Annotated in this window: 21 protein-coding genes; 12 read left to right on the forward strand and 9 right to left on the reverse strand. The window is 41.1% G+C overall.

The window, feature by feature from the left end:
* The first annotated feature begins 88 nt into the window (after positions 1-88).
* Both BCY91_RS01205 and BCY91_RS01210 read left to right on the forward strand, forming a co-directional pair.
* The gene (locus BCY91_RS01205) at positions 89-490 is read left to right on the forward strand and encodes a hypothetical protein (RefSeq protein ID WP_120180183.1); all 402 of its coding nucleotides are present in this window, start codon (positions 89-91) and stop codon (positions 488-490) included.
* 8 nt (positions 491-498) lie between these two features.
* Entirely contained in the window at positions 499-1,197 is a 699-nt protein-coding gene (locus tag BCY91_RS01210) for a DUF421 domain-containing protein (protein WP_182995272.1), read from the forward strand.
* Positions 1,198-1,266: 69 nt separating this feature from the next.
* Here the strand turns inward: BCY91_RS01210 and BCY91_RS01215 are convergent, their stop codons facing one another.
* Positions 1,267-4,089: a leucine--tRNA ligase gene (locus BCY91_RS01215; RefSeq protein WP_120180184.1), complete on the reverse strand. Its 2,823-nt coding sequence runs from the start codon at positions 4,087-4,089 to the stop codon at positions 1,267-1,269.
* Positions 4,090-4,217: 128 nt separating this feature from the next.
* On the opposite strand from BCY91_RS01215, the gene BCY91_RS01220 reads away from it, so the two are divergent.
* The 4 genes from BCY91_RS01220 (at position 4,218) to arsB (ending at position 6,754) form a co-directional block, all read left to right on the forward strand.
* On the forward strand, positions 4,218-4,547 hold the full coding sequence (locus BCY91_RS01220; protein WP_120180185.1) for an ArsR/SmtB family transcription factor: 330 nt from the start codon (positions 4,218-4,220) through the stop codon (positions 4,545-4,547).
* A 62-nt stretch (positions 4,548-4,609) separates the two neighbouring features.
* Positions 4,610-5,083, forward strand: coding sequence for a DUF6428 family protein (locus BCY91_RS01225; protein WP_120180387.1), 474 nt, complete (start codon positions 4,610-4,612; stop codon positions 5,081-5,083).
* A gap of 8 nt (positions 5,084-5,091) precedes the next feature.
* Positions 5,092-5,709, forward strand: a complete 618-nt coding sequence (locus tag BCY91_RS01230) for a low molecular weight phosphatase family protein (protein ID WP_120180388.1) — start codon at positions 5,092-5,094, stop codon at positions 5,707-5,709.
* A 1-nt stretch (position 5,710) separates the two neighbouring features.
* Positions 5,711-6,754, forward strand: coding sequence for an ACR3 family arsenite efflux transporter (arsB, locus tag BCY91_RS01235; protein ID WP_120180186.1), 1,044 nt, complete (start codon positions 5,711-5,713; stop codon positions 6,752-6,754).
* Here the strand turns inward: arsB and BCY91_RS01240 are convergent.
* From BCY91_RS01240 to BCY91_RS01250, 3 genes are all read right to left on the reverse strand, one after another.
* Positions 6,751-9,645 carry a DEAD/DEAH box helicase gene (locus BCY91_RS01240; protein WP_120180187.1) on the reverse strand — a complete coding sequence of 965 codons (2,895 nt, stop codon included), beginning with the start codon at positions 9,643-9,645 and terminating at the stop codon, positions 6,751-6,753. The genes arsB and BCY91_RS01240 overlap by 4 nt on opposite strands.
* A gap of 151 nt (positions 9,646-9,796) precedes the next feature.
* Positions 9,797-10,351: a hypoxanthine phosphoribosyltransferase gene (gene hpt, locus BCY91_RS01245; RefSeq protein WP_120180188.1), complete on the reverse strand. Its 555-nt coding sequence runs from the start codon at positions 10,349-10,351 to the stop codon at positions 9,797-9,799.
* Positions 10,352-10,357: 6 nt separating this feature from the next.
* Positions 10,358-11,590: a M16 family metallopeptidase gene (locus tag BCY91_RS01250; RefSeq protein ID WP_120180189.1), complete on the reverse strand. Its 1,233-nt coding sequence runs from the start codon at positions 11,588-11,590 to the stop codon at positions 10,358-10,360.
* Positions 11,591-11,745: 155 nt separating this feature from the next.
* Here BCY91_RS01250 and BCY91_RS01255 point away from each other — a divergent pair, with 155 nt between their 5' ends.
* Positions 11,746-12,558 carry a hypothetical protein gene (locus tag BCY91_RS01255; RefSeq protein ID WP_120180190.1) on the forward strand — a complete coding sequence of 271 codons (813 nt, stop codon included), beginning with the start codon at positions 11,746-11,748 and terminating at the stop codon, positions 12,556-12,558.
* A 42-nt stretch (positions 12,559-12,600) separates the two neighbouring features.
* On the opposite strand, the gene BCY91_RS01260 is transcribed toward BCY91_RS01255, so the two are convergent.
* Positions 12,601-13,083 carry a DUF4920 domain-containing protein gene (locus tag BCY91_RS01260; protein WP_120180191.1) on the reverse strand — a complete coding sequence of 161 codons (483 nt, stop codon included), beginning with the start codon at positions 13,081-13,083 and terminating at the stop codon, positions 12,601-12,603.
* Between the two features lie 204 nt (positions 13,084-13,287).
* On the opposite strand from BCY91_RS01260, the gene pafA reads away from it, so the two are divergent.
* The 3 genes from pafA to BCY91_RS01275 are packed head-to-tail and all read left to right on the forward strand — an operon-like array spanning position 13,288 to position 15,554.
* The gene (pafA, locus tag BCY91_RS01265; RefSeq protein WP_120180192.1) at positions 13,288-14,955 is read left to right on the forward strand and encodes an alkaline phosphatase PafA; all 1,668 of its coding nucleotides are present in this window, start codon (positions 13,288-13,290) and stop codon (positions 14,953-14,955) included.
* 60 nt (positions 14,956-15,015) lie between these two features.
* The gene (locus BCY91_RS01270; RefSeq protein ID WP_120180193.1) at positions 15,016-15,252 is read left to right on the forward strand and encodes a hypothetical protein; all 237 of its coding nucleotides are present in this window, start codon (positions 15,016-15,018) and stop codon (positions 15,250-15,252) included.
* Positions 15,249-15,554, forward strand: a complete 306-nt coding sequence (locus BCY91_RS01275) for a type II toxin-antitoxin system RelE/ParE family toxin (protein ID WP_120180194.1) — start codon at positions 15,249-15,251, stop codon at positions 15,552-15,554. Before BCY91_RS01270 ends, BCY91_RS01275 begins: the two co-directional genes overlap by 4 nt.
* Here BCY91_RS01275 and hisS read toward each other — a convergent pair.
* The 4 genes from hisS to BCY91_RS01295 form a co-directional block, all read right to left on the reverse strand.
* Entirely contained in the window at positions 15,551-16,939 is a 1,389-nt protein-coding gene (gene hisS, locus BCY91_RS01280) for a histidine--tRNA ligase (protein WP_120180195.1), read from the reverse strand. The two genes, BCY91_RS01275 and hisS, sit on opposite strands and share 4 nt — an antisense overlap.
* 75 nt (positions 16,940-17,014) lie before the next feature.
* Entirely contained in the window at positions 17,015-19,735 is a 2,721-nt protein-coding gene (locus BCY91_RS01285; RefSeq protein ID WP_120180196.1) for an outer membrane beta-barrel protein, read from the reverse strand.
* A gap of 151 nt (positions 19,736-19,886) precedes the next feature.
* On the reverse strand, positions 19,887-20,597 hold the full coding sequence (locus BCY91_RS01290; RefSeq protein WP_120180197.1) for a LytR/AlgR family response regulator transcription factor: 711 nt from the start codon (positions 20,595-20,597) through the stop codon (positions 19,887-19,889).
* Positions 20,590-21,612, reverse strand: a complete 1,023-nt coding sequence (locus BCY91_RS01295; RefSeq protein ID WP_120180198.1) for a sensor histidine kinase — start codon at positions 21,610-21,612, stop codon at positions 20,590-20,592. The genes BCY91_RS01290 and BCY91_RS01295 overlap by 8 nt, the downstream gene beginning before the upstream one ends.
* A gap of 425 nt (positions 21,613-22,037) precedes the next feature.
* Here BCY91_RS01295 and BCY91_RS01305 point away from each other — a divergent pair, with 425 nt between their 5' ends.
* Both BCY91_RS01305 and BCY91_RS01310 read left to right on the forward strand, forming a co-directional pair.
* Entirely contained in the window at positions 22,038-22,400 is a 363-nt protein-coding gene (locus tag BCY91_RS01305; protein ID WP_120180200.1) for an Hpt domain-containing protein, read from the forward strand.
* Positions 22,401-22,517: 117 nt separating this feature from the next.
* A complete protein-coding gene (locus BCY91_RS01310) occupies positions 22,518-26,096 on the forward strand; it encodes a response regulator (protein WP_120180201.1) in 3,579 nt (1,192 codons plus the stop codon).
* Positions 26,097-26,133: the final 37 nt, after the last annotated feature.

The following is a 26,133-nucleotide window of genomic DNA, read 5'->3' on the forward strand; positions in this document are numbered from 1 at the left end:
TCAATCAACATTCTGGTTATGTAAATTCAAAAATGTTTGTGTTATCTTTAAATAAAACTTAAATATTAATTAACCTAAAATCCTTGTCATGAAAATCAATTCTAAAACCCACGCGATACTTGACTATTTATTGGTTTTATTTGTTTGGCTGGCGCCAAGCCTTTTAGGTTTGCCACATGTTGCCGCTAGTTTAAGCTATGGTTTGGGCGCAATCCATTTAGCATTAACCGTTTGCACGCATTACGAGTACGGGTTAATTAGGTTTATACATTTAAAAGTGCACGGCGGCGTAGAACTGGCTTTGGCAATTATATTGATTCCTATTGCTTTTTATCTGAATACTATTGAAGGCGAATTTGCCCGGAACTATTTCTTTGGTTTAACCATCGTTATCTTGCTGATATGGCTGCTTTCTGATTATACCAACAAGCCCGAGAGCAGCCGTGAAATCCCGTATGTAGAATCAAGCACAGACGGAGGAATGATCTAAAAAAAAGCATGAAAGAAGTTTTTAATCTGGACCGGCTTTTAATGAACGGTTTGCCTTACGCATTTTTGCTTGAGGTACTGTTGCGCTGTGTGGTGATGTACATTACGGCCTTGATTGTGCTAAAATCTGCCGGAAGAAGAGGCGTAAAACAACTTTCGGTTTTTGAATTAGTGATCATTTTAACGCTTGGCTCTGCTGCAGGCGACCCGCTTTTTTATGAAGATGTTGGCTTAATACCTGCTATATGCGTTTTTACTTTTATTTTGGCCTTGTACCGCTTTACCACCTACTTAATCTCCAGATCCGAAAATGTAGAAGTTTGGTTAGAGGGTAAGCCCATCTACTTAATCCGCAACGGGCAGTTTTCTATCGAAGAATTTGCTAAAGAACCGCTGGCTTTAGATGAATTTTTTGCCGAGTTACGTTTGCGCAATGTGAGCCATATTGGGCAGGTTGATTTAGCTATTTTAGAAACCAACGGACAAATTAGCGTGTTTTTCTTTAAAGATGAAGATGTGCGCGCAGGGCTTCCAATTTTGCCCCATCTTTTTAACAAAGAGGTAAAAATTTTTGAGCCCAATAAAGTGTATGCCTGTAAGTTTTGTGCCAATACCAGCAAAACTGCAGCGGTACAAACCGAGCTGGTGTGTAACAGATGCGAGAAAGAACGCTGGGTTTTGGCATTGGACAGCAAACGCGTTGGCTAATACGCTGGCCATTATAAACAGAAAAAGCAACTTGATAGTTGCTTTTTCTGTTTAGATAAACTTTAACTATTATACCACCAAATTAATAATACGGCCTTTCACCACAATCACTTTTTTAGGTGTTTTTCCGTCCAGATATTTCTGAATTTGTTCATCTGCCAGTACTACTTTTTCTACCTCGGAAGGCTCCATTGTTAATGGAAGCAACAAATTGGTTTTTGTTTTTCCGTTTACCGATACCGGATAGGCAAACTCATCCTCTACCAAATAAACAGGATTAAAAGTAGGGAATTGTGCAAAAGACAGTGTTCCTGGCCGGTTGCCCAGCAATTTCCAAAGCTCTTCTGTAATATGTGGCGCATATGGCGATAATAAAATCACCAGCTCTTGAAGCACCGCTTTTTTATTGCATTTTAAATCTGTAAGCTCATTTACCGCAATCATAAAGCTAGAAACCGACGTGTTGAAAGAGAAACGCTCAATATCTTCTTCTACTTTTTTGATGATTTTGTGCAGCGCTTTTAATTCGGCTTTGGTTGGCGCAGCATCGCTAACTTGGAAGTTGAAATTTTCATCGTGAAAAAGTTTCCAAAATTTACGCAAAAACTTAAATACGCCTTCAATACCATTGGTGTTCCAAGGTTTACTTTGCTCTAGCGGTCCCAAAAACATCTCGTACATGCGCAAAGTGTCGGCGCCGTAACGTTCTACCAAATCATCGGGGTTAACCACGTTGAATTTGGATTTCGACATTTTTTCTACCTCGTGCCCACAAATGTATTTGGCCTCGCCCCGGCCGTCTTCGGCGGAGAGGGAGTTGCTGCCGTCTTCGTAAATAAAGACCGCATCTTTATACTCTGGCCTGAAGTTCCTAAATGCTTCAATGTCTAGGGTGTCGTTGTTTACGATGTTAACATCGACGTGAAGTGGGGTAACGGAGTAATTGGACTTTTGCCCGTAAGAAACAAATTCGTTGGTGCCTTTTCCGTCTATATCATTTACACGGTACACAAAATTGCTTCGCCCTTGAATCATCCCCTGGTTGATCAATTTTTTGAAGGGCTCTTCCTCTACCACATAACCCATATCTTTCAAAAATTTGTTCCAAAAACGGCTGTATAAAAGGTGTCCGGTGGCATGTTCGTTCCCGCCGATGTATAAATCCACATCGCGCCAGTAGGCAATTTTGTCTTTATCAGCAAAAGCAGCATCATTGTTTGCATCCATGTAACGGTACCAATACCAGCTACTTCCCGCCCAGCCCGGCATGGTGCTCAATTCGTATTCGTATTCATCTTGGTATTTCCAATCTTTTGCTCTTCCTAAAGGTGGTTCTCCGCTTTCGGTAGGCAAATATTTGTCTATTTCTGGCAATAAAAGTGGCAATTCTTCTTCTTGAATAAGGTAAGGCAAACCGTTTTTGAAGTAAACCGGAACAGGTTCGCCCCAATAGCGTTGGCGGCCAAAAATAGCATCGCGCATACGGTAGTTTACTTTGGCGTAGCCCATGCCTTTTTCTTCAAGTGCAGCCACAATTTTTGCCACAGCCTCTTTGTAAGTTAAGCCGTTTATAATCCCCGAATTAACGTAACGGCCTTCTTTTGTGGGGTCGGCTTCGGTATCGCAAATTTGTGCGTCCAAAATCTGCACTATCGGTAAATTGAAGTGTTTGGCAAAAAGATAATCGCGCTGGTCGCCAGACGGCACCGCCATTACCGCGCCTGTTCCGTAACCTGCCAAAACATAATCAGCAATCCAAACTGGTACTTTTTCGCCACTTAGCGGGTTTATGGCATAACTGCCGGTAAATGCGCCCGAAACGGTTTTAACATCCGCCATACGGTCCAGTTCGCTTTTTTTCTTAGTCGCTAATATATAAGCGTCAATTTCCGCTTTCTGGGCTGGTGTAGTTAATGAAGCAACAAGTTCATGCTCTGGCGCAATGGCCAAAAATGAAACGCCGTAAAGGGTGTCAACTCTTGTCGTAAAAACACTAACCTGTTGGGAATGTCCCTCGAGCTCAAAAGAAACCATTGCCCCTTCGCTTTTACCAATCCAGTTGCGCTGCATTTCTTTCAATGGCTCTGGCCAGTCAATATCATTTAAGCCTTTGAGCAGCCTATCTGCGTAAGCACTAATGCGCATACTCCACTGCATCATCTTTTTTTGCTCAACCGGGTGGCCTCCACGCTCGCTAAAACCGTCTTTTACCTCGTCATTTGCTAGTACAGTACCCAAAGCCGCGCACCAGTTTACGGTGCTCTCTTTCAAATATGTCAGACGGTATTTTAACAGTTCGCTTTGCTTCTCCTCTTCGCTCATCGCGCTCCAATCGCTGGGCAACAGCGGCAAAACGTCGTCGTCGCATACTGCTTTAATTTCCGTGGCCGGGATGGTTTCCAACTTTGCAATCAAGGTAGAGATATGCTCGGCACGGTCCGTTTCTTTATTGTACCACGCATTAAACAGTTGCATAAAAATCCATTGCGTCCATTTGTAATAATCGGGCGAGCTGGTGCGCACTTCTTTGCTCCAATCAAAAGAAAAACCCAGGTTATCCAATTGCTCGCGGTAGCGGTTGATATTGGTTTCGGTAGTTTTTGCCGGGTGTTGTCCAGTTTGTATCGCGTACTGCTCTGCAGGCAAACCGAAAGAATCGTAACCCATAGGGTGCAACACGTTAAAGCCTTTTAACCTTTTGTAACGCGCAAAAATATCTGAGGCAATGTATCCCAGCGGATGCCCCACGTGTAAACCCGCGCCACTCGGGTAAGGAAACATGTCTAGCACGTAATATTTTGGCTTATTGGTATCAACTTCGGCTTTAAATGTCTGGTGCTGAGCCCAAAATTTTTGCCATTCTTTCTCTATCTGCTTAAACTGGTAATCCATCAATCAATTTTTGTGTGTTCTTGCGAAATTAAAAATTTAAAGCTTGTCTGGCTACTTTTTACCGAAAAGAGATTTTGCTATTGCCGGATAATTTTTAATATCGTAATATTGCGATGTTAAATAATCTTATGGGAATTACGAAATCAGATTTACACCCGGACGCTTACAACCGTCTGGCTTCGGTTTTAAAAACCTTGGCTCACCCTGCGCGTATTGCGATTTTACAGTACATCATTAACCAAAAAGCTTGCATTTGTACAGATTTGGTGACCGAGCTGGGTTTGGCACAGGCAACTATATCACAACATTTAAAAGAATTAAAAACCGTTGGACTGATAAAAGGAAATATAGAAGGAAAATCTGTTTGCTATTGCATTGATGAGAACGTTTGGCGCACGATACAGCAAACTATCCATCAGTTTTTTGATCAGGAAGTGAACATTCCAAAATGCTGTTAGCACATTTTTTTAACCCCAATAATCGCAATATTACGATACAAAAATATTTAAAACTTGACAATATGAAACTTTCAGAAATCAAATCTATTTTACCAACATTAGAAAATGTAGCTTTCCAGCTAGAGGATGGCACATTTGTACCCGAACATTTCCATGTTACCGAGGTGGGGCAGGTAAGCAAACATTTTATAGATTGCGGCGGGGTAATCCGTCAAGAAAAAATTGTAAACTTCCAACTGTGGGACGCCAATGACTTTAAACACCGTTTAAAACCTGCAAAATTGCTCCATATTATTGAACTGTCCGAACAAAAACTGGGGATAGAAGACAACGAAATAGAAGTGGAGTATCAAGCAGAAACTATTGGTAAATACGGTTTACAATTTAACGGGAAAAACTTTGTGCTAAAAAACAAAGCCACCGCCTGTTTGGCGTCTGATGCTTGCGGAACAAAAACAATGGCTTTTGAACCAAGCTTTAACAATTTAAGTGTAGAAAATGCAAACGCTTGCGCGCCAGGCTCGGGTTGCTGTTAATAAATGCCATGGTTTATCCAGAACTACAAAAAACCCTAGACGCATTAGATTGGGAACAGCCTAGGCGGGGCGCCCGTGCCGAAGCATTAAATAAACTAATTGGTGTTGTAAAAGATGCCGCCCATAGGGGCAGTACGCTAAATTTGAATTTCATTTGCACGCATAATTCCAGACGCAGCCATTTTTCTCAAATATGGGCCCGGGTAGCGGCAGTTTATTTCGGTTTCGATAAGGTACAATGTTACTCAGGCGGCACAGCCGAAACCCAGGTATATCCTAAGGTGTTAGATACCTTGGTACAACAGGGAATGCAGATTAAAGCTTTAAGCCATTCGTCTAACCCGGTTTACGCTGTCAAATACGAGGGCGACGCTATGCCCATGCTTAGCTTTTCCAAGCTTTACGACCATCCTTTTAACCCCGAACATAATTTTTCGGCTATCATGGTCTGTACCGATGCCGATGAAGCTTGCCCTATTATAGCAGGCGCAAACGCTAAAATCCAGCTGCCTTATACGGATCCTAAAATATCCGACGGAACGCCGGCGCAAAGCGATGTTTATGCGGCCTGCAGTTTAACAATAGCACAAGAAATGTTTTACGTTTTTTCAAAAGCGAAAACTTGATATGCAAACGCAATTAAAATTTTTAGACCGTAACCTGAGCCTTTGGATATTTTTAGCAATGTTGCTGGGTGTGGGCCTTGGATATTTTTTCCCGGACCTGGCTCGCGTAAACAGCAAACTTACCATAGGTTCGACTCATATCCCATTGGCGATAGGCTTAATTTTAATGATGTATCCGCCACTAGCAAAGGTCGATTTTTCGCTGTTGCCCGAGGTTTTTAAGGATGTAAAGGCCGTGAGTACCTCTTTGCTGCTTAATTGGATTGTGGGACCCTTTTTGATGTTTGCCCTTGCACTAATTTTCATGCCGAGGCAACCCGAATACATGGCAGGCCTAATTTTGATAGGCCTAGCCCGTTGCATAGCCATGGTTATTGTATGGAGCGATTTGGCCAAAGCAAACAGAGAGTACACCGCCCTGTTGGTGGCAATGAACAGTATTTTTCAAATGTTCACTTACGGTTTAATGGCCTGGCTTTTTATAAAAGTGTTGCCCGGCTTTTTCGGTTTGGCATCTTTCGATATTAAAATATCTATGGCCGACGTGATGTTGAGCGTGTTAGTTTATCTGGCTATACCATTTTCAGCGGCTTTTTTAAGCAGGTACGTGCTGATCAGGAGTAAGGGTTTAAACTGGTATAACAGGCACTTTTTACCCGCAGTATCGCCAATTACGTTGCTTGCCTTGCTTTTTACCATTGTTTTGATGTTTAGCCTGAAGGCTGATAGCTTGGTTGCCTTGCCTGCGGATGTGATGGCCATTGCGTTACCACTGGTTATTTATTTTGTATTGATGTTTTTTGCTAGTTTCTTCCTCTGCAGATTTCTGAAGCTGCCTTACGATAAGAATGCTTCGGTATCGTTCACGGCGAGTGGCAACAACTTCGAATTGGCAATTGCTGTATCAATAGGCGTATTCGGTATTCATTCTGGGCAGGCTTTGGTAGGTGTAATTGGTCCGCTGGTTGAAGTGCCAGTGCTTATTTTGTTGGTAAAAGCTAGCTTATGGTTAAAAAAGCGTTACTACACGGCGGCGCAACACTAGGCCAATATCTCTTTAATATCAGCTTCGCTAAGCGATTTAATAAAACTGTCTTCGGTAGTAATTAAACTGCTGGCAACCGATTTTTTGCGACTTTGTAAGGCTAAAATCTTCTCTTCCACGCTGTCTTTAGTGATGAACTTATAGATGAATACGTTTTTAGTTTGTCCAATCCGGTGCGCACGGTCAACGGCTTGTTGCTCAACCGCGGGGTTCCACCAAGGATCTAAAATAAACACATAATCCGCTTCGGTAAGGTTTAAACCCACGCCGCCCGCTTTTAAAGAAATCAAAAAAACTTGGATATGGCTTTCTTCCTTGAACTCTTGCACCACCTCGCCGCGGTTTTGCGTACTGCCATCTAAATAAGAGTAAGCAATTTTCTGCTCGTCGAAATAACGACGGTAAATTTCCAGCTGTTTCACAAACTGTGAAAAAACCAGCACTTTATGCCCGGCTTCAATCACGCTTTCCAGCTTATGTATAACGTCCTCAAACTTACCCGAATCGCCCTCGTAACCATCATCAAGCATAGATGGATGGTTGGCAATTTGCCTTAACTTGGTTAAGCCCTGCAACATTTGCACCGGCGATTTAAAGTAGTCGCCACTTTCAATAGATTTTAGCAATTCATTGCGGTAATCAGATTTGGTTTGCTCGTAAATATTGGCCTGCTCTTCGCTCATTTCGCAGTAAACCACGCTTTCTGTCTTCGGAGGCAACTCGGTTGCTACCTGTTCTTTGGTGCGGCGCATTACAAAAGGTTTAATTAATACCTGCAACTTTTGCGCGCGTTCTTCGTCTTTCTTTTTTTCTATCGGTTGCACAAAATCCGTCTGGAAAAACGTTTGTGAACCCAGCAAACCCGGGTTGATGAACGACATCTGCGTCCATAAATCGTTCACCGTGTTTTCTACCGGCGTGCCAGAAAGTATCAGCTTATATTTTGATTTTAATTGCTTAACCGCGCGGTACGATTTGGATGAAGGGTTTTTGATATTCTGGCTTTCATCCAAAATAATATAGTGGAAATAAACCTCGCTCAGCAAATCAATATCAACACGCGTAATGCCGTAGGTGGTAATGATCACATCGTAATTATGGAAATTACTGGCGTCCTTTTCGCGGAAAGCGCCTGTGTAAGTATAAACTTTTAGCGATGGTGTAAACTTTTTAGCCTCATTAAGCCAATTGTAAATTAAAGAAGTAGGCATCACAATTAACGAGGGGCTGTGTATATTTTGCGCCTCTTGCACTTCCTTGCTTTTTTGTATTAAGGCCAAGGTTTGGATGGTTTTCCCCAAACCCATATCATCTGCCAAACAGCCGCCAAAATTATATTTCTGCAAAAAGTGAAACCAATCATACCCGGCTTTTTGGTAAGGGCGTAAAGTTCCTTTAAAATGTATGGGCGCCGGAATGTCTTCCATGTGCTCAAAATCGCTCAGGCGTTGCAACTTACGGTCCATGGTAACGCTTGCCAGCTCGTTATTGGCAAAATCATGCACCAAACCAACGTGCAGTTTTTTAAGCTTTAGGTGCTCGCCACCTTCAGAAAAACTCAAGAGGTTGCCGTACTGCGAAAACCATTTTTCGGGAATAATTGCTACCTCGCCATTAGGCAAAGTAAACTCCCTTTTTTTGTTTAGGATGTGATGTTTAAGCTGTATAAAAGGAATTTTGTAGGCACCAAACTGCACGATGGCTTCAATATCAAACCAATCATTTTTCTCGTTTATGGCCAAATCAACCTTACTGCTGCCGATAACATATTTTTTAGCGCTGGTGTCCTGCTCAAATTCAAAACCTTTGTCCACCAAATCATCGTGATGTTCGCTAATAAAATCAAAAACTGAAAGCGATTTATCGGCTTCATCTGCGGTATAAGCCACTTCTAAATGCACAAACAAGTTCGATTGCTGTTTTAAGCCCATAGCCAAAAGCTCGTCCAGCTTCTTTTTTTCCCAGGTTAAAGAGCGTTTAATGCGATGGAAAGTATAATCATCGCCTTCTTTTTCCATCCGCACGGTAACGGCCAAGTCACTGCCGGCCGCAAAAACGTATTTGCCGTACCTAAAAAACAGTTGCAGTTCCGAGGTGCCTTCGTTTACGTAAACTACTTTTAAAATCGGCACGGCCTCGTATTTTTCGGTGTTTATGGTAAAACCCTCCGCATATACGTGATATTTCTCTATCAAGGGCGATACAAATTTTGAGAAATAAGTTGCTTCCGATGATTTTGGGATAGAGATATAACGTTTGTTTAAAAAAGGCTGTAGCTTTTTACCTTCCAAATCCTGCTCAAAATCGTATAAAGTGTCATCAACTAATAAATAAGCCGGTTTATTGGTAATTATCTGCGCATCTTTAAACATAAAATCAATGCGGTTGCCTTTGTATTTAATGGTTGGGAAGTAGCGGGTTTCGCTTTCATCGCGCCTAAAATGGAAAAGCACGGTAGCGGGTTCTTCGGCAAAATGAATTTCTTTTTCTACCGGCCAGCCTTCTTTGCTCATTAAAAAGAGAGATTTTCCGCGCAGATTTTTTAAAATTTCGGCTAATTTTTTCTCCAGTTTAGGCCGCACAAACTCGTATGATTTATCATCCCACAGCTTAGAAAAGAACTCGGTTGCACGCACATTTTTTTTAAATATTTTTTTGATGATATAATCCTGCTCAATTTCCTCGCACAGTTTAATAAGTTTAATATCGCTTGCGCTGATGCACTGCGGAAACTCGGTTGCAGTGTGCTCAAATACCCGCTGATGCGTTAAAGAAAAATCGCCATCGGGGTTTAGTTGCACAATATGCGGCTCAATTAAAAAACCGAAATAATCGTGTTTGGCGATAGAATACACTAGCTTACAGGGTTTATCTGTTGCAACTCTTAACATGCTTTCGAGAAAAAAATATTGAGAAGGTAGCTAAAGAAAAAATCTAAAAGTATAAAGAGATTTCGAGATTGTGAAGCGCTAAATCAAATTTGGCGGCACTAATAGCGCAAGCGCTTTAAGATTAGGAAATTATTTTTTGGATTGCCAGTGTTTAGCTTTCTTCAGCCTCGCCGTTTAAACGGTAAATATCGCAGAGGTTGCGGCCTAAGCCCTCATAATCTAAACCGTAACCTACCACAAACTCGTTCCCGATTTCAAAACCTACATAATCAATAGCAGGCAAATCAACCTCTAAAGCTTTGGGTTTAACCAACAAACTGGCTATGGCTACGCTGGCAGGGTTTAGTTGTGTTAGCTGTTGTAAAAAATGTTTTAGCGTTTGTCCGGTATCCACAATATCTTCAACAACAATTACATGCCGTCCGGCTAAATCAATATCAAGGGCAAGGTGTTCGGTAACTTGGCCACTGCTTTTTAAGCCTCCGTGGTACGAGGCAAATTTCACAAAAGTAGCTTCGCACGGAATTTTCACTTCCTTCATCAAATCGGCCATAAACATGAAAGCACCGTTTAAAACGCCTACAAAAACCGGTTGTTTGTCTTCGTAATCCACGTTTATCTCAATACCTATCAACCTTGTGCGCTTTTCAATCATGCTGTATTCGATCAGCGTTTCAAAGCTTTTGTTTTTAATTTGGATGGCCATGGTTTTTTATTGTTCTGGTTGATACAGCAAGAGGCTCAAATTTTCCGGCGCTAAAAGCTCGTTGCTGGCAGCTAATATTTCTTGTGCACTAACGGCGTTTATCTTCTCGTAAATCTCTTTAAGCGAATCAATTTTGCCGTAATCGAGCAAACTTTTTGCCATTGATATTAAAACGCCCATACGGTTTTCTTCGCCTAAAGCTATTTGACCGGTAAAGCGCTTTTTGGCTTGCGAAAGCTGAATTTTCCCTAGCGCCTGCGTGCTTAACTTATATATCTCTTTATGGATTAAAGCCAATGCTTTTTCTACCTTTTCGGCATCGGTACCAAAATAAATAGAAAACAAACCGGTATCTGTCAAAGGCGAATAGTTGGATTCTATAGTGTAAGCAATTCCGTATTTCTCGCGTATTTCCAAGTTTAAGCGCGAGCTCATCCCCGTGCCTCCCAAAATATTGTTCAATAGCAATAAGGCAGGTTTTTTTGGGCTGTGAATATCATAAGCCACCGTGCCTAACATGCAATGCGCTTGGTTAATAGGCTTATAAACGGTCTTTTGCTGTGCCAGGTTTTTGGTTACGCTAAGGCGATGTTTAACGCTGCGGTTTTCGGGGATTTGCCCAAAATACCCCTCGGCCAGTTTTTGCACTTTTGCCAAGGTGTAAGGGCCAGAAATGGCAAAAACCATTTCGTGCGTATTATAATTCTTTGCAATAAAATCCATCAGCTGTTGCCTGCGGAATGATTTTACTGATTGCGGAGTGCCCAAAATATTTTCGCCAAGGGTATGGCCGGTAAAAAGCATCGACTCAAAATCGTCATTTATGGCCTCTTCGGGCTGGTCTTCGTAGCTCAAAATCTCGTCAAGCACCACTTCCTTTTCTTTTTCCATTTCACTTTCGGGAAAAGTGGAACAAAAAGCAATATCCTGCAAAAGCTCCATGGCACGCTCTAGGTGCGGTTTTAAAAAAGAGGCCTGCAAGCAGGTATATTCTTTAGTGGTGTAGGCGTTTAAATCACCGCCAACAAGCTCTAACCTGTTTAAAATTTGCGTCGTATTTCTTTTATGGGTTTGTTTAAACAGCAAATGCTCTATAAAATGCGCTAAGCCCGGAGCCCCCACTTCCTCGTCTCTTGAGCCAGCGTTAATAACCAAGCAGCAATGCGAAATAACCGATTTTGCAGGTTGTAAAAGTATGCGGATGCCGTTGGCAAGCTGTATAATCTGGTACGATCTCATTTTGTGGGTGCAAAGATAAGCTTTTTAACAGGGCCAATATTTTAAGTGCAATGTCATATTAAAATGTTGGTGTTAGGTTGCGATGGCTCAATTTTTGCAAGTACCACACACATTATTTACTTTAGAACGTTTAACCTCTTTAATTAAGAAAAACGATGAATTTAAAATTTACGCCGCCGGTTTTTTTTGCTGGCTTAATTGCGTTGGCAAGTTTAGGCGCTTGTACGCAAAACAACAAAACCGCCAACACGCAAGATAGTACAGACAGCGCCAAAGCGGCTATGAGCATTGAACCGCTAACGGATGCGGAAGAATTTCCGAATGCGAAATTGGCCATCACAAATGTAAAAACAGAAAAAGTAGGTGCCGATTCTGTTAAGTTAAGCTACACGTTTAATGTAGAAAACTACGAACTATCTAAACAAACCATGGACGGACATTCTGGCGAATGCGCAAACTCCGAAAAAGGACAGCACATCCATTTTATTATGGACAACAAACCTTATGAAGCGCTTTACAAGCCAGAGCACAGCGTAACTTTACCATTAAATTCCGAGCATTATTTATTGTGCTTTTTATCCCGCTCGTACCATTTATCGGTAAAATCTCCGGGCGCTTCTGTTTTGGTTCATTTTAAAATTGATAAAGACGGAAAATACCAGGCTTTGGATGCGGTTAAAGAACCGATGTTGTTTTACAGCCGCCCAAAAGGGGAGTACGCCGGCAAAGACACGCAAAATGTATTGTTGGATTTTTACGTGAGCAACGCCACCTTAGCGGCTGATGCTTACAAAGTAAAAGTTAACGTTGGCGATACCACCTTTACCGTTGATAAATGGCAACCATATTTTATCAAAAACGCGCCGATGGGCAATTTAGATTTGAAAATCACTTTGTTAGATGCATCTGGCAAAGAGTTAACCGGCGATAATACTTCTGTTTCAAGAAGCATTACTTTAAAAGACTAATAGCCGTATAAAATTTTTAAAAGGTCTTAGCACAAAACGCTGTTAAGACCTTTTTTCTATTACCACCAATCCAGTGGTTTCTATCATTACCACTTCTTGCGAAAACTTCTGTTGCTCAGAAGGCGCCAAAACAAGTTGCTTTAGCTGTTGGGCATTTAAAGTTTCGAGCCTTGCATTACCGTCTAAAACAATCTCTCGCCCTATTAAAGAAGACGGAAAAATCATTGCAGCATCAGCAGTTTTTACCAAAATTTCTTTACCGCGTCCGTTTTCTAGCTCCAGCCAACTTCCATCAGCGTTTACCACGCGCTTAACTTTTGCTTTAACTTTAAACCTTAAACTGTTTTTTGAAGAAACTGCCTCTAATAAACTCGCGAGGTCCTTAACATCGTTATCTAAAACAGATTTTCCTATAACCGTTCCTAAAAGCGGTTGCGGCGCGCGCAAATGGATTTTTTCTGTGTTTTGGCACGATGATGAAAAGACGACTAAAACTGCAACCAGTGAAGTAAATATTTTATTCATGCGTATTGCGTAAGTTCAGATTTTCTGCAAATCTGCTTTTTTTAATTGATAAGCAAAGCGATATTTATCCTGATGCTGATTTTTTACCTGATGCTTACATTTGAACACGAGAGTATGTTTATCGCTAAGCTTAACAAAACAATCACATCCTTTTTGAAACGCAAACCTGCAACATTTTGTAAATTGCGTGTTTAAATTCCGCATATGAAGTTTCTGAAGGTATTTTTCCTAGCTGGTATAACCAGTGTTTTTAGCGCACACGCACAAAAACCGCAAGTCCCAAAAATTATTGACAAGGTAAAAACAGATGTTGCCCGGCCTAAATTGGTAGTAGGTATTGTGGTGGACCAGATGCGCTGGGATTACCTTTACCGCTTTGCCAACCGCTACGGAAATGGAGGTTTTAAACGCCTGTTAAACGAAGGCTTCACTTGCGAAAACACGCAAATCCCTTATATCCCAACTTTTACTGCACCGGGGCATACTTGTATTTATACGGGTTCGGTGCCGGCCATCCACGGAATTGCCGGAAACGATTTTATTATACAAACTACCGGAAAATCCATGTATTGTGCTGGCGATACTACTGTACAAACCGTGGGCAGCAATTCTGCCGCTGGGCAAATGTCGCCGGCTAATATGCTTAGCACCACCATTACAGATGAATTGCGTTTAGCTACCAACTTTCGGTCTAAAGTAATTGGCATTGCTTTGAAAGACCGTGGAGGAATTTTGCCCGCTGGCCACAGCGCTAATGCGGCCTATTGGTTTGATGATTTGACAGGCAACTGGATTAGCAGCACCTATTATATGAAAGATTTACCCAATTGGGTAAGCGCCTTCAACAAACAAAAACTGGCGGAAAAATATATCAAACAAGATTGGAACACCTTGTACCCGATAGAAACTTATAGCCAAAGCACCGCAGATGACACTAAATACGAAGGCAAGTTGACCGGCGAAGAAAAGCCTGTTTTTCCGCATCTGCTCTCAAAAATGCTAAACGGAAGTTATAAAGTCATCCGCACATCGCCGTATGGCAATGATTTAACTTTAGATTTTGCCAAAGCTACCTTAAAGAACGAGCAGATGGGCCGTGGCACGGATACCGATTTTTTAACCCTAAGCTTTTCTTCAACAGATTACATTGGACACAACTATGGCATTAACGCTGTTGAAATTGAAGATACTTATTTGCGTTTAGACAAAAACTTGGAAGACTTGTTTAATACCTTGGATGCACAAGTGGGCAAAAACCAGTACACCGTGTTTTTAAGTGCAGATCACGGCGCGGCGCATAATCCAAATTTTTTGATTGATAATGGCATTCCTGCGGGCTTTTGGCCAACATCTCGGGTTTTAAAAGATTTAAATAAGGCCTTGCAACAGGAGTTTAAGGAGGAGGAAATTGTTTTGAGCCTTAATAATTATCAGGTGAATTTTAATAATCAGATGATTGCCTCTAAACAGCTTGATTTTGAAAAACTTAAAAAGAGTGCCATCCGCTTTTTGCGGGCACAGGATGGCGTTGCAAATGCGATAGATATGGAAAATGCAGCTTTGTCAAGCGCACCGCAGCAAATCCGCGAAAGAATTGTTAACGGTTATAATTACGAAAGAAGCGGCGCGATACAAATTTTGTTAAAACCCGGTTTTTTCTCGGGTTACAGCAGCACCGGCACAACGCACGGCAGCTGGAACCCTTATGATGCACATATTCCTTTGGTTTTTATGGGCTGGGGAATTAAGCATGGCTCGCTTAACCGCCAAACCAGCATGGCAGATATTGCGCCTACCTTGGCCGCTTTGTTGCACATTCAAGAACCAAACGGAAATATTGGTTCGCCTATTGAGGAGCTTTTGGTGAAATAGTATTCTGCAGATTCTATAAATTTGATGTTTTTATTTTAACTTTATTGCTAACGACATCTTATGGCTATAAAATTTATCCATAACCAAAAAGGTAAAGCTACCGGCGTGTATATTCCGATTGCAGAATGGCGAGAAATGACTTTAAAATACGAGGGTTTGAAGGAAAGTGAGATTGAGGCGCCATTAAAAAGCTGGCAACAGGAACTTCTGGAAGAAAGATTAAATAATTATTATTTAAATACAGAACTCACAGAAGATTTCGATAGCGTAATTAACGACATCGAGCATAATTTGTGAATTACAAAATTGTAACTCTTCCTGCTGTACGATTTGATATTATAGATGCAACCGATTTTTATAAAGAAATCAGTCCCAAGTTGGCGAAACAATTTCTTTTCAGAATCCGCGAAGCAAAAGACTACATCTTAAACTACCCGCTAGGGTTTCAACAAAAATATTCCAATGTCAGGATGCTGTCGTTACGCCAATTTCCTTATCAAATCCATTACTTGATAGATGAAGATGCAAAAAGAATTGTTATTCTCGCCGTTGTGCACTCTCATCGTAAACCAACAAATTATTTAAACAGACAAAGCTAATTGCTCATAACCCCCAACCGCTCTACCAATTCCTCAACGCTAACTTTCACCTGTTCGCCACTTTCCATATTTTTTAAGCTTAGTTGCTTGCTCTGCATTTCCTCGCTACCAATAATTACCACAAACGGAATGTTTTTATCATTAGCGTAGGCCATTTGTTTCTTCATTTTTGCGCCAAAAGGAAAAAGCTCGGCGCTAATATCCGCTTTGCGCAAGCGGCTTAAAATAGGAAGTGCAAAATTTTGCTCCTCTTCGCCAAACACACAAATCAGCACTTTTGTGCTTTCACTAACGGCAGCCGGAAACAGGTTCAGTTCCTCTAAAACATCGTAAATCCTATCTGCGCCAAAAGAAATTCCGGCGCCGGTTAAACCTTCTTTACCAAACATACCGGTAAGGTTATCATAACGGCCACCGCCGCCGATAGAACCCATGGCCACTTCGTTGGTTTTTACCTCAAAAATACATCCGGTATAATAGTTTAAGCCACGCGCCAGCGTTAAATCCAGCTCAACTTTGGCATTTTCTAACGTAAAGGACGCCAGGTAGCCAAATAAGGTTTTTATTTCTGCGATACCTTTTTGGCCGCTTTCCGAATTTTGCAAAACGCGTTCTAAAGTTTGCAGTTTTTCTTCGTTGCTTCCGCTCAGCAAAATAATCGGGCGCAAAACGTCTAAATCTGCCGCAGTAAAACCTCTTTCTAATAATTCTCTCTCTACGCCATCTAAACCTATCTTATCTAGCTTATCTATGGCAACGGTGAGGTCCACAATTTGCTGCGGTTTACCAATAAGCTCGGCAATGCCTGTTAGTATTTTGCGGTGGTTTATTTTGATGGTAAAATCACGAAGCCCCAATTTGCTAAGCGCTTCATCGTAAATACAAACAAATTCGGCTTCATTCAATAAAGAATCGGATCCTACAACATCGGCGTCGCATTGGTAAAACTCGCGGTAACGCCCTTTTTGCGGACGGTCCGCACGCCATACAGGCTGTATCTGAAAGCGTTTAAACGGCGAGGTGATTTCGTGCTGGTGCATCACCACGTAACGCGCAAACGGAACAGTTAGATCGTAACGTAAAGCTTTTTCTGAAATAATCGGCAGTAGTTTCTTTGAACTCAGTTCTTCACCTTTTTGCTTTAGGCTTTCGGCTTTGAGCATATAATCTCCTGAATTCAAAATCTTAAAAATTAGCTGGTCGCCCTCATCGCCGTATTTGCCTGTTAAGGTATCCAAGTTTTCCATGGTTGGCGTCTGGATTTCCTGATAACCGTACTTTTTAAAAACTTTTTTGATGGTATCAAAAATATGGTTGCGCTTAACCATCACCTGAGGATTAAAGTCTCTGGTGCCTTTTGGGATTGCCGCTTTTACGTTTGCCATGGCGCAAAAGTAAAACAATAGAAAAGGATTTGAAACTTTAAATATAAGCTTCAAATCCTTTGTAAAGATTGAGAATTAATGTCTTCTTCTATAACCTCCGCCGTCGCCTAAGTTATCCGGCATAGTGCTGTTGCCGGCAAATCTAGAGAAGTTAAAGGTAAAGCTCATCATAAAATAGCGGGATAAGCGGTTGCTCTGTGATAGTGTGGTGGTGTTTCCGGTAGCTAAATAAGATAAGCTGGTGCTTTGGTCCAGTATATCAAATGCCTGAAGTTTAAACGATGCTTTTTTGCCTTTTAAAAACTGCTTTTCTAAAAAACCATTGATTATTAAAGGGTTGGTGCCAATATTGCCGTAACCGCTGTTAAAAGTTTTGTCCAAATTACCGCCAACAATCCAGGTTTTAAGGAAATAAACTTTGGTGCGCACATTAAAACCTACGGAATTTACTTCGGTATTAGCCCTCACATTTAGAGTGTTGTCGTTTTTGCTATAAGTGTAAGTTGCTTCTGGCTCAAACTCTAACCACTCGCCAAGGTTTACCTGCACACCTACGCGCTGACTTAATATCAGGTTTTTACCTGTGTTTTTCTTGTAATCGATAAATGAAATGTTGTTATTGTATATCGCATTCCCCCTGAACCTTAACACATAAGTTTTCTCTTTAAAAGGTTTAGAGAAAGCATAAAAGCCGTTTAAACTGTAATAACCGTCGGCGTTTAAATATCGGTTTTCGCGCAATATGGTCGAGTCTGTTGCTACCGGAAAACTGATAGTATTGGTTACAATTTTGTTTTTGGTATCACTGTAAGATATGTTGGCAAACAGCACGTTTTGGCTTTCAAAATCAAAGTTGGCGTATCTTAAACGGATGCTGTTGCTAAACTCTGGACTTAAATCGGGGTTACCCGTTACATAAAAGTTTTTGTTTGATTGGTCTGTAATCGGCTGCAACTGCTCGTACCCAGGTTGGTTGCTACGGCCATAATAATTAAAGCTGAGTTCACGCGTTTTGGAAAATTTATAGCTGAAGCGCGCGCTAGGGAAAAAATTGGTTTCCTTTTTATCCGTAGCGGTAGTGTTACTTCTTAAAACAGAAGGCTGGGCCGAAAAGCCCACGCTATAGTTGTATTTCTTTTCGTTTACACGATAATTTAAACCAAAACGGTTAGTGATATAATCAAACTGGTATTGGTTGCTTTGTAGCGGATCTAACGCTGGAGCATCTCCTTCTACATCCGTGCTTTCTACCCGGCGGTTATTATCTGTACGGGCAAAGCCATATCTGTAGCTAAACTCCAAATTTTTAGTGTCGGTTAACGGCTCTTGGTACGATACGCGCGCTTCAACATTGTTGTTTTTGTTATCGCCAAATATCAATTGCTTTTGGTAAGTTTCTATTTGTCCGCTTAAGCTATTATCGTCAGACCGGTACAAATAGTTTTGATTTTGGTCTGTTGATGTTGAGTTGAGCTCCACATCAAAGGTCAAATTTCTTGCTTTCGCGCCAAAGCGGTGGTTATATAAAATATCCGCACCAAAATTGGGGCGTGTATAATCTACCATTTCCTTCGAGTTTCCTATAGAAGTGGTTTTCTGCGTATTAATATCAAAATTGGTAAAGGTTTCGCTGTTGCTGTTATCGTAGTTAAACGTCGGCCGAATTTTGAGATAGTTGAGCGTGTCTATTTTGTACTCGAAATTAAAATCTAAACGGTGCCCGTTTGATTTTGCATCCACATCGTTAAAATTATTATTGTAAAAAGTGTTGTCGGCCGTCAAAATCTCCTGCAGGTTACTACTATTGGTGTAATTATCCCGATTGTTAAAGCTGTAGCTTCCATAAGCAGTAATTTTTTCGCCCCACTCATCACGGTAGTTAAAACCAACCGAGTTAACGTTGGTTAAACCGTCACCGCCGCTGCCTCCGCTGTAACCTCTACGGCCACCGCCACCCGTTAAACTAAACACGTTTGCATTGGTATTGTTAAAGTTTAGCAACAGCGCCAGCTGTTGGCTATTGTTAAAGCTTGCTGTAAACGCCGATGCCTGGTAGCGCTCATTGGTGCCGCCACCAATTACGCCGCGTGTTAAAAAGCCCTTATTTGCTTCTGGTTTAATTGTAAAGTTCAAGATTTTATCGGCCTCGCCGTCTTTTACACCGGTGATATTGGCTTGGTCGCCATAGTCATCAATCACCTGCACGTTTTTAATTACATCTGCAGGCAGTTGCTGGGTAGCTGTTTTTACGTCGCCACCAAAAAAATCTTTACCGTTAATGCGTATTTTGGTAATAGTTTTTCCTTGTGCCGTCACGTTGCCGTCTTTGTCTACTTCTAAGCCGGGCAATTTTTTCAATAAATCTTCGGCCAAAGCGTTCTCCTTTAGCTTATACGCATCAGCGCGATATTGTAGCGTATCTTCTTTCACGGTAACGTCGGGCGTTCCGTTTACAACGATTTCGTTCAGCATACGCGAGTCGCTAGTTAAAATAATAGGAGCTAAGGTTTCTGTGCGTACCCCGGCCTTAAAACTATATTTTTTTGATTTGCTTTGGTAGCCCAAAGAGTTTACAGTGATGGTAAATTCGCTTGCGCGGATGTTGCTAAAAGAGAAACTTCCGTCAACATTGGTGCTGGTTAATACGCTATCTGTGGCAGTAGAAAGCTTTACGGCCGCGCCAATTACCGCCAACTGCGTGGTGTCTTTTACCGTTCCGCGAATGGTAAATACGCTTTGCGCTTGTGATAAATGAGAAATAGATACAAATAAGAAGATGTAGAAAAGCTGTTTCATCGGTGTTTTAATGTTATTGACTTCCGCAGAAATAAGGATGTAGATATCCTATCAAATTTGGGCGCGAACATAATAAAGCAGCGACGAAAAAAAAACTAATAGCTACCTAAGCCCAAATTTTGTAGATGAAAGCTAAAACGCTGCAAGTTTGTTACAGATTTTTGTTGTTGATGTGCTGCAGCAAGGCTTCGCGGTAATGGTCCGTAACAGAAATTTCTTTACTAGGCAAAACCACGTGGTTGCGCCTAAAAGCCGTCATGTGGTTTAAAGATACAATGTATGATTTGTGCACCCGCAAAAAAGCGGTTACAGGCAGCTTTTCTTCTAGATACCGCATAGAAAGCCGTGTAATGATGGGGCGGTCCTGATTGACGAGATATATTTTTATATAGTCTTTTAGGCCTTCAATATATTCAATATCATCTAGCTTGATTTTAACATTTGCGTAATCGGCGTTCACAAACAGGTATTCAGAAACGGTGGTTTGGTTTGGCTGGTTACGTAGCTTAAACAGGTCGTAGGCCTTATTTGCCGCCTTTAAAAAGCGCTCCATAGAAACCGGTTTTAACAGGTAATCTACCACATCAAGCTCAAACCCTTCTAATGCGTATTTTTCATAAGCGGTTACCAATATCACCATAGGAGGTTTTGCGGTTAAGCTTTTTAGCATTTGCAAGCCACTTATACCCGGCATTTGAATATCTAAAAAAAGCAAATCTATCGGCGTGTTTTTAATGTACTCCAGAGCCTGCACGGCATTTTTGCAGCAAGCAACCAAATTCAAAAACGGAAGCGATTTGATGTTGTCTTCCATCAGCTCGCGAGCCAAATGCTCATCATCAACAACTAGGCAATTAATCATGCTCTATTATTTTAAGATATACACGGTAGGTGCGTTCGCTTTTTGTAATCTGCAGTTCTTGGTTTTGCCCGTAAAGCAGTTCCAATCGTCTCTTTGTATTCGCCAGGCCTATGCCATGGCTTTTGTCTTTAGTATCTGTTTCGGGCGCAACGTCATTTACCACCTCAAAAGTTAAAACCTTACCCTTTACAGTCAAATCAATTTTTATTTTAGGTCTTTCTACCGTTCCCATCCCGTGTTTGAAGGCATTTTCAACAAACGGAATTAAAATCATCGGCTCCAGCACAAAATCGCCAGTTTCGCCGGTAGCAGAAAATTGCACCTCCACATCATCGCCAAAACGCAATTTTTGCAAATTAATATAGCCTTGCAGGTAAGAAATTTCCTGCGCTATGGTAATACGGCTGTCGTTCCCCTCGTATAGCATATAGCGTAACAAAGTGGATAACTGTAACAGCGCAGGCTCCATTTTATCACTTTTTTTGCGTGCCAAAGAAACCAAATTGTTTAGCACATTAAACATAAAATGCGGGCTTACCTGCGAGCGTAAAAAACTCAGCTCGGTTTTAAGGTTTTCGTTCTCTTTTTCTTTAGCCAGTTTTTGGTTTTTCAGATAATCTACAACAATCCGGTAACTGCAACTAATGCCCACGATAAACAGGTAGCCGAACAAATCAGGGAAGAAAGACCGTTTCCAACGCCGTTTAGGCGGAAAAACATCCGTTTCAACATATTTTGAAATAAAATAGGCCACTACCAAAGTAGCGATAACCAAAACCACATATAGCAACCAGTTTTTGCGTTTAAAAACTACCGGAAACAAATAATAAGCGTTCACATAAAAAATACCGATTAATAAAAGGTTGTTAATCAGCATCCGATAGTAAAAATTGGACGAGAAGCTTGATGGGGCGTTAAGCTTAAAAAAAACTGCCGGCAACAACAGCATACACCAAAAAGCCAGATGAAGAATTAACAAGCCAACATTGGCTTTAATAAATTTAAAAGTTTTCAATGCGATGTAATCTAATTTCCAAAACAATAAAGTTTTGCATTAATGCCCAATTATTTTGGCTTAAGCAACTGTTTTTTTAGACCAACAGCCAAAAAACAGCTATGATAAAAAAAAATACCCGACCTCACGTTCTGAGGACGGGTATTTACACAATAAAACTTAGAAAAGATTTGTAACCCATATTTGTAGGTATTATCAAACCTTTGATAGCCTCAGCACAAGACTATATTTGGTCTTCTACGATAATCTTCCAAATTGGTTTTAAATTCTTAAAATAAAAATAGAAATTATTTTTTAAATCATAGCCGCCCAATTGGTTTATCGCATAATTTTTTACAATGATATAAATCACTTTATGGCTGCAGGCTATTAAAACCAAACCTTTTGCGCTTTTACCACGTAAAAACAACAAAATATTTTAAAAAATGGCTCAGCAAGAAATAAACACTGTTCCAGAAAAAGCGTGTTTTAACTTCGAAAAATTGAATACCTATTTAGGAACAGACAGGCAGGTAATTAAAGAAATTATGCAAGTAGTGCTTGAGGAACTGCGCATTGCGGTACAAAAGCTCGAAGATTTTATCTGTAGTGGCAATTTAGATGCGATACGCGCCATGGCCAAACGCTTAATAAGCACAGCCACTTCAGTGGGCTTAAACCGTATTTGTACGGTTGTAAAAAAGTTAGAGCAACAGCAAACTTTTGATGCGGAGATTTTAGAGCAACGCTTGGCGGTACTAAAAGCAGAAACCGTATCTGTCAAAAAACTAATAACCAACTATTTATAACAAAGAATAAACCTGTTTTGCCATGTAAAAACAATTGGATGTTTTTGCACAGCATCCCTTATCTTTATGGTGCTATTACTGCTGTTTAGCGTAATATAAATTGCCAAACCCAAATAAATGTCAAATCCGCTAGATCCCGATTATGAAAGCCTGCGCTTAGAGGCTTTAGAAAGTTATCAGATATTAGATACTTTACCCGAAAAAACTTTCGACAGGTTTACCGAGCTTGCCGCACTTATCTGCGGTACTCCTATTTCGCTGGTTTCTTTATTAGACGAAAAACGGCAGTGGTTTAAGTCTCGGCACGGCCTGGAGGTAGAGCAAACCGACAGAAAAATTGCCTTTTGCCACTACGCTATCCAGGGAAAAGAAATTATGGAGGTGAGCAACGCTACATTAGACAAGCGCTTTGCGGCCAATCCTTTAGTAACGGACGCGCCAAACATCAAATTTTACGCCGGTTGCCCTTTAATTGATACAAACGGCTTTGCGTTGGGAACTTTGTGTGTGATAGACCAACAGCCCAGAGCATTAAATGATAATCAAAAAAAAGCATTAAGCTTATTAGGCCAGGCTGTAACAGATTTAATTGTGCGGCAAAGAAAGCAACAAAAGGCAGAAAATTTCGACAAGCTTTTTGCACTTTCCAAAGATTTGATCTGCGTATTTAATGCCAATGGCCAATTTAAAACGTTAAATCCGGCGTTCAACACCTTATTGGGCTGGTCACAAGACACCCTTAGCACACTTTCTTTTTACGATTTGCTACATCCGGCAGATGTAGAAGATACCAAAAACACCTTGCAAAAACTAAGCGACCAGTCAAATACGGTTAGCTTTTCGCACAGGCTAAAGGCCGCAGACAATAGCTATCGCATTTTAAAATGGACCGCCACGCGAGAGCCTGCTACTAATGATTTTTTTGCCATTGCCCGTGATATTACCGAAGAACGTGAAAAAGAAATCCGGTTACACAACTCGGAACTACGCCTACGTGCATTTTTTGAAAATTCTACCGGTTTTATGTGCACGCACGATTTGGACGGTAAAATCTTAACCGTAAATACGGCCGGCGCAAAAAGCTTGGGTTATACCCCAAATGAGCTAATTGGCAAAACCCTGTACACCATTATTCCAGAAGACAGGTACGAGTATATGAAACTTTACCTGGCCGCTATTAAAACACAGGGTGCGGTGCACGGAATGATGTATACCATGCACCGCGAAACCGGCGAGGTTTTAACTTGGCTTTTTAATAACGTGTTGCAAAAAGATGCCGACGGTGATGTTTACGTCATAGGAAACGCGGTTGATATTACCGAGCGCCACCGTTTGGAGGCAGACCTGCAGCGTACGCAAGAAATGATGATACGCACCAACGGTGTTGCAAAAATTGGCGCTTGGGAAGTGGACATGACAAGCGAAGAAATTTTTTGGTCAAAAACCACACGAAAACTGCACGAGGTTGATGATGATTTTATCCCAAATATGGAAAACGCGCTCGCTTTCTTCGGCGAACATGCCGAAACGGTATCGATAGCCCTAAAGCGAGCCGTTGAAGACGGAGAAACATATGACCTAGAGTTACCAGTAACAACTGCCAAAGGTAAAATGCTTTGGGTGCGGACGTTGGGAACGCCAGAATTTAAAGACGGGAAATGTGTGCGTCTTTACGGCACTTTCCAAGATATAACCGAAAACTACCTTCACCGCGTGGCTTTAAAAACCGCAAAAATACAAGCAGAACGTGCTAACGTTGCCAAATCGGAGTTTTTAGCCAGCATGAGCCATGAAATTCGCACGCCATTAAATGGCGTTATTGGTTTTACAGATTTGGTTTTAAAAACGGCCCTTAACCAAACGCAGCAACAATATTTAACCATCGTTCATCAATCCGCTAACGCCTTGTTAGCAATTATTAACGACATCCTTGATTTCTCTAAAATTGAAGCCGGAAAGCTTGAGCTAGACATTGAAAAAGCAGATTTATTTGAACTTACCAGTCAAGCATCGGACATTATTACCTTCCAAGCGCAGAAAAAAGGATTAGAGGTGTTGTTAAACATCGATCCTAACTTGCCCCGCTTCGCAGAAATTGACGCGATACGCCTAAAACAAGTACTAATTAATCTTTTAGGCAACGCGGTTAAGTTTACCGAAAAAGGAGAAATTGAGCTTAAAATTTCAGCAGACAGCGATCCGCGCCAAGAGTACGTAGATTTACATTTTGAAGTGCGCGATACAGGTATCGGCATCCAAGAAGATAAACAAAACAAAATTTTTGAAGCTTTCTCACAAGAAGATGCTTCAACCACAAAAAAATACGGCGGTACTGGTTTAGGACTCACCATTTCTAACAGGCTGTTGGGCTTAATGGGCAGCCAACTGCAATTGAAAAGCAAGGTGGGGCAAGGAAGTACTTTCTTTTTTAAGCTGCGCCTAAAAACCGAAGATGGCGATAGTAATTTAGCAGACGACATTAGCTTTATTAAAGAAGTTTTGGTTGTTGATGACAATGAAAATAACCGACTGATATTAAAGCAAATGTTATTGCTGAAGAACATAAAAGTATCCGAAGCTAAAAACGGGCTAGAGGCTTTACAGCTACTTACAGAGGGCAAACACTTTGATGTGGTGCTGATGGATTACCATATGCCGTACATGGACGGACTAGAAACCATCCAAAAAATCCGCCAAAGCTTTGCAAGCCATCCAGAAGATTTGCCAATTATGCTATTGCACAGCTCATCTGATGATGAAAAAATCATTAAGATTTGTGAAGAAAACGGCGTAAACCTAAGAATGGTAAAGCCGATAAAAATGCAGGAGCTGTATGGTAAATTGGCAAAACTACATGCACCAAAAACCACCCTAGAAGAGTATCCACAGCCCGAAAAATCTGCCAATAAAAAGGATTATAAAATTTTAGTGGTTGAAGATAACTTGGTTAACAAATTATTGGCTAAAACGGTAATCAGCCGCATTTTGCCAAATGCCAATATTATTGAGGCCAGCAACGGCGAAGAGGGCGTAGCCGCTTATCAAACAGAAAATCCGGATTTAATTTTGATGGATTTGCAGATGCCGGTAATGAACGGTTACGAAGCCGCTACAAAAATAAGAGCGCTTGAAAACGGTAGAGAAAAAGAGGCCTGTGTTACAATTGTGGCTTTAACCGCTGGCAATGTTAAAGGCGAACGGGAAAAATGCTTAGAAATGGGCATGGACGATTTTGTGACCAAACCTTTTGTTGAAGAAGATTTAGCGGAATTGTTTAGCCGTTGGTTGGTTAACGAAGAAGAAAATTGCGAAGAAAAACAAGAACCAGAACCACAGGTTACTCAGCATTTTAATACCGAAAAATTAAAAGAATTTATGGGCGATGATGTTGAAAGTACCCGATTGGTATTGAGCATCACCATAGATGAACTTTACAAAGCCGACCAGCAGTTAAAGGCGCTGGTAGCATCGCCAAATGTAAAAGAAATTAGCGCATTAGGGCATAAGTTATTTGGTACGGCCTCTGGCACTGGTTTAGAGTTTATGGCAAACATAGCCCGTGATTTAGAAAGTATAGAAACGGTAGACGAAAAGCAATTGGTTTCGTTATATACTCTTTTACACAAAGAAATTGTGCTGGTAAATGATTTGATTCAGGAACATTTACAGCGTTTGGAAAGCCAGAAACTAAACTAAAACGGCTACAAGCATTTTAAACAATAAGCGCGTTTGG

The sequence above is a fragment of the Pelobium manganitolerans genome (assembly GCF_003609575.1).
In the GTDB taxonomy this organism is placed as follows: domain Bacteria; phylum Bacteroidota; class Bacteroidia; order Sphingobacteriales; family Sphingobacteriaceae; genus Pseudopedobacter; species Pseudopedobacter manganitolerans.